Annotated in this window: 11 protein-coding genes; 9 read left to right on the top strand and 2 right to left on the bottom strand. The window is 45.9% G+C overall.

Annotation, left to right across the window (positions count from 1 at the left end):
- Positions 1 to 367: 367 nt before the first annotated feature.
- The 9 genes from BMY70_RS02640 to BMY70_RS02600 all read left to right on the top strand — a co-directional run bounded on the left by BMY70_RS02640 (position 368) and on the right by BMY70_RS02600 (position 9,763).
- On the top strand, positions 368 to 1,936 hold the full coding sequence (locus tag BMY70_RS02640) for a carbon-nitrogen hydrolase family protein (protein ID WP_090331664.1): 1,569 nt from the start codon (positions 368 to 370) through the stop codon (positions 1,934 to 1,936).
- 575 nt (positions 1,937 to 2,511) lie between these two features.
- On the top strand, positions 2,512 to 3,390 hold the full coding sequence (locus BMY70_RS02635; protein ID WP_090331662.1) for a helix-turn-helix domain-containing protein: 879 nt from the start codon (positions 2,512 to 2,514) through the stop codon (positions 3,388 to 3,390).
- A 184-nt stretch (positions 3,391 to 3,574) separates the two neighbouring features.
- Entirely contained in the window at positions 3,575 to 3,970 is a 396-nt protein-coding gene (locus BMY70_RS02630) for a (R)-mandelonitrile lyase (RefSeq protein ID WP_090331660.1), read from the top strand.
- Between the two features lie 301 nt (positions 3,971 to 4,271).
- Positions 4,272 to 4,904, top strand: coding sequence for a (2Fe-2S)-binding protein (locus BMY70_RS02625; protein WP_229209445.1), 633 nt, complete (start codon positions 4,272 to 4,274; stop codon positions 4,902 to 4,904).
- Positions 4,901 to 5,920, top strand: coding sequence for an FAD binding domain-containing protein (locus BMY70_RS02620; RefSeq protein ID WP_090331656.1), 1,020 nt, complete (start codon positions 4,901 to 4,903; stop codon positions 5,918 to 5,920). The genes BMY70_RS02625 and BMY70_RS02620 overlap by 4 nt, the downstream gene beginning before the upstream one ends.
- A 3-nt stretch (positions 5,921 to 5,923) precedes the next feature.
- Positions 5,924 to 8,155: a xanthine dehydrogenase family protein molybdopterin-binding subunit gene (locus BMY70_RS02615; RefSeq protein ID WP_090331654.1), complete on the top strand. Its 2,232-nt coding sequence runs from the start codon at positions 5,924 to 5,926 to the stop codon at positions 8,153 to 8,155.
- Positions 8,156 to 8,185: 30 nt separating this feature from the next.
- Entirely contained in the window at positions 8,186 to 8,683 is a 498-nt protein-coding gene (locus BMY70_RS02610; protein ID WP_090332605.1) for a cupin domain-containing protein, read from the top strand.
- Between the two features lie 10 nt (positions 8,684 to 8,693).
- On the top strand, positions 8,694 to 9,182 hold the full coding sequence (locus tag BMY70_RS02605; protein WP_218148554.1) for a cyclophilin-like fold protein: 489 nt from the start codon (positions 8,694 to 8,696) through the stop codon (positions 9,180 to 9,182).
- Positions 9,183 to 9,187: 5 nt separating this feature from the next.
- The gene (locus BMY70_RS02600; protein WP_090331650.1) at positions 9,188 to 9,763 is read left to right on the top strand and encodes a DapH/DapD/GlmU-related protein; all 576 of its coding nucleotides are present in this window, start codon (positions 9,188 to 9,190) and stop codon (positions 9,761 to 9,763) included.
- Between the two features lie 186 nt (positions 9,764 to 9,949).
- Here the strand turns inward: BMY70_RS02600 and BMY70_RS02595 are convergent, their stop codons facing one another.
- Together BMY70_RS02595 and BMY70_RS02590 are read right to left on the bottom strand one after the other, a co-directional pair.
- Positions 9,950 to 10,249: an antibiotic biosynthesis monooxygenase family protein gene (locus BMY70_RS02595; RefSeq protein ID WP_090331648.1), complete on the bottom strand. Its 300-nt coding sequence runs from the start codon at positions 10,247 to 10,249 to the stop codon at positions 9,950 to 9,952.
- A 301-nt stretch (positions 10,250 to 10,550) separates the two neighbouring features.
- Positions 10,551 to 11,783, bottom strand: a complete 1,233-nt coding sequence (locus BMY70_RS02590; protein WP_090331646.1) for a PQQ-dependent sugar dehydrogenase — start codon at positions 11,781 to 11,783, stop codon at positions 10,551 to 10,553.
- Between the last annotated feature and the right edge of the window lie 687 nt (positions 11,784 to 12,470).

Raw genomic sequence — 12,470 nt, 5'->3', positions numbered from 1 at the left:
GTGTTGATTAAATAATAGTCCGTAGGGGGATGCATTAGGCAAGCGAGCGAAGAAGGTACTTCATTAGCATCCGACCGTTATTAGCGCCGTAGTTTTCAAAGATTACGGGCAATTCCAGATGCATCACCCCAACTTTCAAACTATCCTTAGATCAGCAATTTTTGAGGAATCAACACGGCATCTTTGCTATTTCATGGTATTATGCGCACTTTTAGCCGTATTTATTCTCTTAGATTCGAAGCTGTTGGTATGACTGCTGTCTAATTGGACTTATTAAACAACTTAAATATTTTGAATTAAACGGCTAGCGAACTCCCAAACCAGTGCATTTATCTTGCGCTGGGCCAAGAATTTGCAGTGAAACATTATGGAAGCAAACAAAGATTTAAAATCCATTGAGAATATTGAGTTGGTTTTTCTAAAACCAGAAGATTACCAGGAGATTAAAGAAATGATGATTGAGACCTATTCCAGTATGCCCAATGCTTATTGGAAAGAGCATCACATCAAGACACTGATCAATATCTTTCACGAAGGGCAGGTCGGTATAAAAGTGGATAATGAACTCGCTGGGTGCGCCTTATCAATTATTGTCGATTACGACAAAGTTGACGTCAAGCATACGTACCGAGAAATAACGGGGAATTATAGCTTTAATACGCACACCAGCAAGGGTGATATCTTGTATGGAATTGATGTATTTATACGGCCCAAATTTCGAGGTCTTCGGTTAGGACGGCGATTATATGATTATAGAAAAGAGCTTTGTGAGAAATTAAATCTGAAAGGGATCGTATTTGGTGGAAGGATCCCCAATTACCATCAACATGCCGATTCTATTTCTGCCAAAGAATATATCGAAAAGGTGCGAAATAAGGACATTCATGATCCAGTCTTAAATTTTCAGCTTTCTAACGATTTTCACCCGGCGCGGATACTGCAGGGATATTTGGAGGGGGATAAAGACTCAAACGAATTTGCCGTTCTTCTTGAGTGGGACAATGTCTACTACGAGAAAACTTCTGATCAGGCTGCGTTTACAAAATCTATTATTCGTTTAGGCCTGGTACAATGGCAGATGAGGCTGTACAGTGACTTTGATGAGCTGATGCAGCAGGTGGAGTATTTCGTGGATGCGGTCTCGGGTTACAGGTGTGATTTTGCTCTGTTTCCTGAGTTTTTTAATGCTCCGTTGATGTCAGATTATAATCATCTCGCCGAAGCTGACGCCATACGAAAATTAGCAGAATATACAGATCGAATTGTTAACCGTTTCTCTGAACTTGCGATATCGTATAATATCAATATAATTACAGGTAGTATGCCTGAGGTTGTAGACAATACACTATACAATGTCGGCTATCTATGCAAAAGGGATGGCGGCATGGAACGTTTCGAAAAGTTGCATGTAACGCCGGATGAGGCAAAGGTTTGGGGTATGCAAGGAGGAAATTCATTAAAGACCTTCAACACCGATTGCGGAAAAATAGGCATCCTGATTTGCTACGATGTGGAATTTCCTGAATTAAGCCGCATCCTTGCCGATGAGGGAATGAATATTTTATTCGTACCCTTTCTGACCGATACCCAAAACGGCTATTCAAGGGTAAGAAACTGCGCCCAGGCAAGAGCAATTGAAAATGAATGTTATGTTGCGATCGCTGGAAGTGTCGGCAACTTGCCCAAGGTTCACAACATGGATATTCAATATGCCCAGTCCATGGTTTTTACCCCCTGTGATTTTTCATTTCCGACCAACGGAATAAAAGCAGAAGCAACTCCTAATACAGAAATGATCTTGATTGCCGATGTTGATATTGACATGTTAAGGGAATTAAATCAGTTTGGAAGTGTGCGCAACCTTAAAGACAGACGGTCGGATATTTATTCGATCATACGCAGAGAAGATAGCACACGCAAAGAGCCCAGAATTTAATGGCGGTTGAGCCATGCGGGCGCGCATAAAATCTTCCCGAATTTAAGGGCGGATTTATGTGGCGAACAAGATGAGTTTTGTGTTATTGAACGAATTGTCAGGTTCCACACCGGCTCCATGTGCTGGTTTCCATGATTGTTTGCATCAGTTATGTATACGATACCAGCCATAATCATACTGGATAAACCCGTGCAGGTCTAACCATCCCCGTTGACTTAATTAAGTCACGGGGCTTTATTATGCAAGATAGGCCTGGCGCAGGTGAGAAGCTCTGGTATCATCCTGCCAAGCTCAGGGGCCATTTTCCTATACACAAAGCTAGCCAAGGCCTCCGTTTATGGAACGTGCAGCGGTTTTAATAGAGCATCAGACGCAGTCAGAGAGTGGACCGCCTGCCAAAATATCCCTGACAAAGCTCATAAATCTTCATAGTTATGAATTAAGTTTTTCAAACCAATCATTAAGTTTTTCGAACCAAATTGCATTTACCTTCTGTGTCTGGATACCTTTGTGGAGTTTCGCACTCCTTGACATGGTAAGTGTGATATTATTAAGTCCTTTCCAATCCATCCCAGATGAAAAAAAGCAAGCCACGCCCGCTATCAGAGTTCAATAACCAACTCAAATTGAAAGGCTTCAACGTATTTCAGATTGAAAGTGACGGGGCAGCGACCCGCAGCTACAGCCGGAAGGACTTTTATAAGATTTGCCTGACAACGGGGCATAGCCGGATACACTATTCTGAGCGGAGCTTTGAAGAACATGGCACTGTTTTGTTTTTCGGTAATCCCCATATTCCTTATTCCTGGGAAACGCTTTCGACAAGTTACGCTGGCTACACGTGCCTTTTTTCAGAGGAGTTTTTGACTTTTCCTGATCGCACCGAAAGCCTGCAGCAATCACCGCTTTTCAAGCTCGGCGGCACCCCGATACTTAAAATATCCGAGCCGCAGCGCGAATTTCTTAATATTCTCTTTGAAAAAATGATAGAAGAGCAAAAGACCGACTATCAGTATAAAGATGATATGATGCGGAATTACATCAACCTGATTATCCATGAGGCGTTGAAGCTGCGTCCCTCTGAGGAATTTATTCATCAAAAAAACGCAGCCAACCGGATTGCGGCAGTATTTTTGGAGTTGCTGGAAAGGCAGTTCCCGGTGGAAAGCGCTGAGCGGCCATTGCAGTTAAGGACAGCGCAGGATTATGCCAGAAGCCTGCATATGCATGTCAATTACCTGAACCGTGCCGTCAAGCAAGTTACCGGAAAGCCTACCACAGCCCACATTACAGAGCGGATCGCATCTGAAGCCAGAGCTTTATTGCAGCACACAGACTGGAATATTTCAGAGATTGCTTACGCGTTAGGCTTTGAGTATCCTACCTATTTCAATAATTTCTTCAAGCGAATGACCGGCACAAACCCGAAAGCTCATCGTGTAGAGATGGTTTGAAATTCTTAATGATTGGTTTGTATTTCTTTATATACCCTGCTGCAAAGCCGGGTATCTTTGTATCAGGTAGGGAAGGAAGTGGGCTTATAAGAAACATGTTTATCTTAGCTGCCAGGCACCATTGAATATAACGCTCAACTCGATTGCTGACGATAGTATCAATTCATCTTAGACAAACAAGAACATGGAAATCATAAAAAACGGACAGCAGTCTTCTTCGAAAGGAAACCAGGAGTGGTTTAGTGGCCAAGTTAGAATCGACCCGTTGTTTTCTAAGAAGCAGGTCACCAAAGGTGCCGGGGCCTTGGTAACCTTTGAGCCAGGCGCAAGGACCGCCTGGCACACGCATCCGGCAGGACAAACGCTTATCGTTGTCTCGGGCCTAGGGTGGGCCCAGCGGGAGGGGGGACCTATTGAAGAAATCCAGCCAGGTGATGTTGTTTGGTTTGAAGCTGATGAAAAGCACTGGCATGGCGCATCTGCGAATAAAGCAATGAGCCATATTGCCATACAGGAAGATGTAAACGGAGAAGTTGTGACCTGGTTGGAAAAAGTGAGTGACATACAATATAAAAAGTAATACCATTAGCTTATTAATAGGTGGTGATCAAAAAAGCTCAAAGCTGCATTATTAAGTAGCATCAGGCACAGTGTGCCAGAAAAAACCGATAAGGCGCACCGTGTGCTTCCTTTGATTTACTTTCCATGCAATCATCCTGCTTAGCTCAGTTGTATCCGGATTGAATGAACGGATTTAAAAGACTTGATTTACAGCTAAATAAACTGTTGTTAATAGATTTGATGACAAGCTTATGTGGCACAGATCTTATATGAGTTAGCTTTTCATAAGAACTGTTACTTCTCACCTTAAAATGTCCATTATGGAACAAGAGAATCTCACCAATGAGCCAGAAAGACCCAATGCTTCGCGGCGGGATTTCCTGAAGCAATCGGGCGTACTGGCCGCCATTGCACTTACGCCCCCGGTTGCAATTGCAGCGGTCGATCAAGGTCTTGACCAAAAGCTGGCCACCGCCTTCGAGCAGCAGCCGCTTCGTGTGCAAATCAACGGCGTAGCCAAACAACTTTCCGTCGAGCCACGGGTAACGTTACTGGACCTGCTACGTGAACAACTTCATTTGACAGGTACTAAAAAAGGATGTGACCACGGGCAATGCGGGGCATGTACCGTGCATCTTGATGGACAGCGAATTAATTCCTGTTTAACACTGGCGCTGATGACCGAAGGGGCGAAGGTGACTACCATTGAAGGGCTGGCCAGTGGCGACAAACTCCATCCCATGCAGGAGGCTTTCATCAAACACGATGGTTTTCAGTGCGGGTATTGCACTCCCGGGCAGATTATGTCCGCGGTTGCGTGTATCGGTGAAGGCCACGCGGATACGCCCGAACAGGTGCGTGAATACATGAGCGGCAACATCTGCCGTTGCGGCGCATATGCAAACATTGTTGAAGCAGTGATGGAAGTTAAAAATAAAGGAGGCCAACTATGAATCCATTCCAATTTACGCGTGTAACCACCCCCCAGGCTGCTGTTTCGACTATCAGCAAGACTGCCGGTACTTATTTTTTGGCAGGTGGCACAAACCTGATCGATTTGATCAAGCGTGAGGTAATCATTCCTGAACAACTGGTTGATATAACCAAGTTGCCGTTGGCAGCAATCGAGAAAACCAGTAGCGGTATACGCATTGGAGCAATGGCGAAGAATTCTGCGGTGGCCGACCATGAACTGATTAAAAAGCATTTCCCGCTACTCTCGATGGCCCTTAACGCAGGTGCGTCCGCGCAACTTCGTAATATGGCGACCGTAGGCGGAAATATGATGCAGCGCACCCGCTGCTCTTATTTTTATGATAACTCCATGCCATGCAACAAGCGGGGGCCGGTTCAATCCGGGCCTGATAAAGGCCAGCCCAACGGCCCTGGCGGCTGTGGGGCTATTGGCGGAAGCAACCGGATGCATGCTATTTTTGGCGCGTCTGCCAAGTGTATAGCAGTACATCCCAGCGATATGTGCATTGCGCTGGCAGCCCTTGATGCCACTGTAAACATCACGGGCCCAAAAGGGGACAGAAGCATTTCTTTTACTGAGTTTCACAGGCTACCGGGTGATATTCCTCAAAAAGATAATACGCTAGCACCGGCAGAACTAATCACGTCTGTTGATCTGCCTACAAATGCATTCGCTGAGCACTCCTATTACCTTAAAGTACGTGACCGGGCATCGTATGCCTTCGCGCTTGTCTCGGTTGGTGTAGGCCTTGAGATGAAAGGGAAAATAATTCAACAGGCGAGGCTGGCTATGGGTGGCGTGGCGCACAAACCATGGCGACTCAGTGAAGCTGAACAATTTTTAAAAGGCAAAGAGGCCAGCGAATTTAATTTCAAACAAGCCGCTACGCTGGCCATGGCCAGCGCAAAAGGCTATGGAGAAAATGATTTTAAGCTTACGCTAGCCCCCAACTCAATTGTTGAAGCACTTCAAATAGCCACAGAAAACGCCTGAACCATGAAAAAAGAGACCAAGAATCCTGCAATTGACCGGGTTGACGGGCGGATGAAAGTAACAGGCGGGGCTAAATACTTTGCTGATTTCGACCTTCCGGATCTGGCTTACTGTGTCATTGTCGGCAGCGAAATTGCCCGAGGCATACTTACAGGTATCGATACAAAAAAAGCGGTGAGTGCTCCCGGCGTAGTAGGGGTGTTCACACATCTAAACATGCCGCCGATTCCGGGCTGGGATATGCCCGTGAGCGGACAGTCAGACGGTGGGAAGCCCAAGCCGGCCACCGAAGAGACGTACCGTATTCTGAGCAGTCCAAAGATCCTTTTCGATGGGCAGCCCGTTGCAATGGTCGTCGCAGATACTTTTGAGCGCGCCACCTACGCCGCCTCTTTGATCAAAGCCACATATAACAAGCAAAGTGCCAGGACCAGTCTGGAAAAGAATATAGAAAAGCAAGTCACGCCCAAGGGCGGTGACTACAAACGGGGCGAAGCCGAAGCCTACGAATCTTCTGTGGTGAAGCTGGAAGCCGACTATAAAATTCCCATTGAAGTGCATAACCCCATGGAACTTCATGGAATTACTGCGCACTGGACAGGTAAACAGCAGCTAATGATTTACGCCAAAACCCAGGGCGTCAATGCAACCCAACAGGCTATGGCACAGGCCTTCCAGGTCGATCCTGAGAATATCCGGGTGCATACCGAATTCATGGGAGGCGGATTTGGAATGGGATTGCGTACCTGGCCACAGGAAACAGCCGTGGTGGCGATTGCCAAAAAGGTGGGACGGCCCGTCAAGCTAGTCATGAACCGCAGTCAGATGTTTACCATGGTCGGTCACCGGCCTTATACAGTCCAGACCATTCAGATAGGGGCTGATCAAGATGGAAAGCTCGTAGCGATCAACCATGCCGCTACCGCAGAGACGGCCAGCTATGAGGATTTTACAGAGGCAACTGTCAACATGACCCGCTTTATGTATGCTTGTCCTAATGTCAGTACCCGCTACCGCCTGGTGCGGCTTGACCGGAGCGTACCCATTTGGATGCGCGGACCCGGCGAGGCAACAGGGGCCTTTGCCCTGGAGTCTGCTATGGATGAAATGGCTCATAAACTTAAACTAGATCCTATTGCATTTCGCCTGCTCAACTATACCCAGACCGACCCTGAACATGACCGGCCTTATTCAAGCAAGCATTTGAAAGAAGCCTATGAGCGTGGGGCAGAAGCAATCGGCTGGAAAAATCGTAAAAGTGAGCCCGGCATGCTGAGGGAAGGGAATTCGTTCGTGGGTTATGGCATGAGCACAGGTGTGTTCAATGCATTCCGGTGGGAAGCCTCGGCCAGGGTCATACTCAGCTCAGACGGATCGCTGGTGATTCAAAGCGCGGTAACCGATATCGGCCCGGGGACAGGTACCGCATTGACGATGATCGCTCATAATGTACTTGGTGTGCCTTTCAACCGCATTAAAGTGCAATATGGCGATACATCTTTGCCCAAAGCGCCTACACAAGGCGGTTCGGCGATTGTCTCGGCTGTGGGTTCAGCGGTTTTCGATGCGTGTTCCAAAGTAAAGAACGAACTTTTTGCACTCGCCCTGAAAGATGGCGGCGCGCTGGCAGGCAGACAGCCCACGGAGCTGACGCTGTCTGATGGCGTGGTTGCTGTGGAAAAAGAGCCTGGCAAAAAAGTAGCAGTTGATGTGTTGATGAAATCCAGTCAGCTTACCAAGATTGAAAAAGATGCCGATTCAAAAGGCAGCCCGGATCTGGAAAAATACTCTATGTATTCCTTTTCGGTACACTTTGTAAAAGTGAAGGTGAATCCGTTAACTGGTGCTGTGCGGGTTATCAAAGCGGTAAGCGTGGCTGACTCGGGACGCATTATCAGTCCCAAGACTGCGGCCAGTCAAATGATTGGAGGTGTAGCGGGGGGTATTGGCATGGCCCTGACCGAAGAAGCTGTTATCGATCACCGCTTTGGCCGGTTCGTTAATAATAATCTGGCCGACTACCATGTGGCCGTGCATGCTGATGTGCCTGCTATTGAAACCATATTTATCGACAAGCCAGACCCGGTCATCAACCCGATGGGTGCCAAAGGCATGGGCGAGATTGCGCTGATAGGGTTTGCAGGAGCTGTTGCCAATGCCGTATTTAATGCCACCGGGCAGCGAATCCGCGAGTTGCCGATTACACCCGATAAAGTGATGCGAAAAATGGTTTAATCTATCAAAAACAGTATTATGAGCCGAAAAATGAAATTTCGATTACCTGTTACCCCGCATTTTTTTGTACTGATAGCTTTGCTGCTCTCTGCTGAGGATACCTTCGGTCAGTCCCCGCCAAAGCAGATAAATGTAAGTCAGGGTATTTTCCCCAAAGGTCAAAAGGGACCGGCATCCAATTTCACGGGTAATGCTTTCACTTACAGTTTGGTGAGTGCAGACACTACTTATTCTTCGGTTGTAGGAAACGTGTACTTTGAGCCGGGCGCTCGCAGCAACTGGCATACGCATCCGGCCGGTCAGATACTGATCATTACCGATGGTGAGGGTTTTCATCAGATAAAAGGTAAACCAAAAGAATATCTCAAAAAGGGGGATGTAGTTAAATGTCCGCCCAATGTGCTGCATTGGCATGGCGCAAGCCCAAATAGTGGTATGCAACAGCTTTACATCATACCCAATACAGAAAAAGGTATTGTCAACTGGATGCAGCCTGTGACACAGGCAGAGTATAACAGTGAAAATTGATTTGTTAAATATGCGTAGATCGCTCATTCCGATCATAAAACTTATGTTTGTGCTGACCGCTTTGATGGCCTGCAATACCGATGCTGCTTCCCCGGCCCAAAATACGGGGATAGACCAACAGGAAGATGCAGTAGATTCAACCCCGACAACCCGGATCATCGTCCGGGTTGGTTCGCAAACGTTCACCGCCAGCCTTGCTGATAACGCCACAGCCAAGGCATTCAAAGCGCGGCTTCCGCTTGTCATTTCGATGGCTGAGCTTAACGGGAATGAAAAGTACTATAATTTTTCTTCCAGCCTGCCCAGTAATCCAGCCACTGCGGGCAGGGTTGCTGCCGGAGACTTGATGCTCTACAATGCCAATACACTTGTACTGTTTTATGAAGCATTCAATACCTCATACCGCTATACCCGCATTGGAAAAATTGATGACGTATCTGGCTTGGTTGCTGCACTGGGATCAGGAAATGTAACGGTTAGTTTCACATTGGAACAATAGCTAAAATGGAGACCCTAGATCAATCAAAGGACATCTTTGCCCGCATGCAAGCCGGCGAAGTAATAAGAAAAACCGATCCGGGCTATGGCGAGTTTGGAAAAGTTGTTGCCCGGACCATTAAGTTATGTGTGGAAATGAATGCAAGTGCATCTCATCTTGATGATGTACGGCAAAGGTTAGGTGAGATCATGGGAATCCGTATTGATGAATCTACAACCATATTTCCTCCATTTTATATTAATTTCGGGCGTTTTACTACCTTGGGCAAAAATGTGTTTATCAATCACGCCTGCTCGTTTCTGGACATTGGTGGCATCACAATTGAAGATAACGTAATGATCGGGCCACGGGTAAATATCACATCTGAAAACCACCCGTTAGATCCATCGGATAGAGAAGCATTGATTCCTAAGCCGGTCATCATCTGCAGAAATGCCTGGATCGGGGCAGGTGCAACGATTTTGCCCGGCGTGACTATTGGCGAAAATGCAGTGGTAGCGGCAGGTGCTGTGGTGAGCCGCGATGTAGTTGCCAACACAGTAGTTGCAGGCGTTCCAGCCAAGCTTGTAAAAGAGTTATGACAAAGTTAGATAGCCTATGTTGGTTATTCTGGTGCAAAAAGCGTGGTGGTGAAAAGGCGATTCCGATGGCTTGTTAAATCGTCATAAAGATTGCGGTGAAAGTGGCTGATCGTCACTTTTGGTGAAAACATTTTAAATGTTGTAGCAGACTATAATATCTAGTATTTTTTGTAGACAGATTTGTTATTACGGGTTTGTCAATATCATTTCAAAGTGTTCTACAACTGGAAATGGATCGTAATAATGGTGTAACAGACGCTTCCAATCTTTATAGGCGTCAGATTCTCTAAAACCGATTGTGTGGTCTTCAAGCTTATTCCATTCTACCAGTAGTAAGTACTTATTAGATTGTTCAACACATTTTTGTAGCGTGTGCCTTATATAGCCAGTTGTCGAACTGATGTGTTTACCGGCTAATGCAAAGTCTCTTTCAAATTCAATTTCTTGATTCTTTTTGACATGTAGGATCGCTACTTCTAATATCATAGACAGAATGAAATTGTTCGAACAATATTTTTCGTCAGGGTTATGCAAAGATATAAAACCGGAATCGATTTATTTTTCACCAAAAGTGACGTAGAGCCGTGAAAGCGAGTCAGCACTCCGGGAATAGAATCGCACAGCAAAAAGGGAAATTTATAAATGCTGTACAAAATAAACGGTTTTTTATACGAAAAGCAGTGGCCTGAAAACAAGAAAATTCTCAAACAACGTATCTGGGCACGGGTTTGAGAATTTTCTGACCGAAGCTCAAACCTGATGTTAAAGATAGGTTTGAAATCTTATTTTATTTTTTGTAAACACGGTATAATCTGCCCTGGTCAGTCACGGCATAAAGCGCACCGTCTTTTCCTTCGGTAATATCACGGAAACGCTGGCCCTCGCCCGAAAGCAATCGTTCTTCGCCAACCACTTTATTATTTTCGATGATAAGTCTTGCAATATGCATACTGCTTAGTCCACCTATGAAAAGATTATTTTTCCACTCAGGGATACTGTCGCTGCTGTAAAAGGTAATACCGCTTGGCGAGACAACAGGGTCCCAGTAGTATACGGGTTGCTCCATGCCTTCCTTAACCTGGATTGAATCGCCAACTTTTTTGCCGCTGTACTCGATACCGTAAGTGATTGTGGGCCAGCCGTAGTTTTTTCCGGCTTCAATACGGTTCAGCTCATCGCCTCCTCTTGGACCAAATTCCACTTCCCATAAATCGCCTGTGACCGGATGAAAGGCCAGTCCCTGAACATTTCGGTGTCCATAAGAATATAGCTCTGGCTTAGCGCCACTTTTACCTTCAAATGGGTTTCCTGAGACCGCCTTACCCTCCTTGGTGATCCGGATTACCTTTCCAAGACTGGAATTCAGGTGCTGGGCCTGGGGTCTGGTAACAGTATCAGAACGCTCACCGGTACTAATGATCAGATTGGCGTTTTTGTCAAAAAGAATGCGCCCTCCGTAATGAAGATTTCCGGCATAGGCAGGAGTCGCCCGGTAAATGACTGTTGCTCCTTCGATTCGTTTTTCGTCCGAAGATAGTTTTCCTTTTGCAACCGAGGTCAGATTTCCGTCGGGGCGTTTCTCTGAAAACACCCAATAGACCATTCGGTTCATGCCAAAATCCGGATCTACCCGAATACCTAACAGACCACCTTGCCCGTCTGCATTTACCGGAGGGATACCCATGATCGGTGCACTCAAAATGCCTTCGGTAGTGGCTATTCGCATGGTGCCTGCTTTTTCAGTGATAATAAGACGGCCATCGGGAAGTGTTGTAATGCCCCATGGGCTTTTCAGTTCACTGCTTAATACTTTGCCTTCATAGGCGGTAGCCGACTTAACGCCTATGATCCGGGTTTGACCTTCAAAAGCAGGTTTGTAATCTGAATTGGCCTTCTGGGTCTCGACCGGTCCCGAGATGCTGTCGGTCTTAACGGCATCGGAGGTTTCGGAGGATTTTTTCTGGCAGGATGCAAAAACAAAAGCCGCTCCGGCGATAGTCACCAAAATACTTTTATGCATTGAATTTGAGTTAAAAGGTTTCAAAATATTACGCGAAAGGCAATGGACTTGCCCATATTGTATGCCAACCTACAAAGATTGACTTTAGGATCAAAAAATATATACCTATATTCAAAGTAGTCCTTCTAAAATTCAAATTACGAGTTGGGTGAGCCGGGCTGCAAAGAATCTGAATTAAGGAAAAGGTATTTAAAAAAAATAAAGAAACGACAGAACAGCCAAAAGGACCTTTTCTGCTGCAAGCAGCGCACATTGACGTGCGTGGTAAGGCCATTTCTTTTAGTAGCAAAGTCCGTACGATTGTCATTCTATAAAAATACTTCCAAAGCTGCTAAAACATAGAGAAGCGACACGGTCGACGAAGCATTATGTGTTGGATGGATTGCCAACATCGCAAAACCTGAGGCAAGACCGCCTAAGACGTGTTTTACAAGAGCAAACCAATGACTGATTAGTCAGCTTTTTTGTCCTTACCAGCAAGGCGGGCCGCCTAACTTTAAACGGGATGGAGATTTAAAGAAAAATTAGCTTTTTTCAGCCCTTCCATGCTGTGGCTGGCTGTTCGCACAAAACGGTCTTGGCAAGTGTAATTGTAAAGATTTTTTAAATCCGCCGGATCAAAAGAATATTTCTGTTGATTCATTCCTGTTTTTTACAAACAGACTCTTCTCTTAACCTAAAAAACTC

Source organism: Dyadobacter koreensis, from assembly GCF_900108855.1.
In the GTDB taxonomy this organism is placed as follows: Bacteria; Bacteroidota; Bacteroidia; order Cytophagales; family Spirosomataceae; genus Dyadobacter; species Dyadobacter koreensis.
The sequence above is the reverse complement of the archived record's forward strand: the minus strand, read 5'-3'. Positions and strand labels throughout refer to the sequence as shown.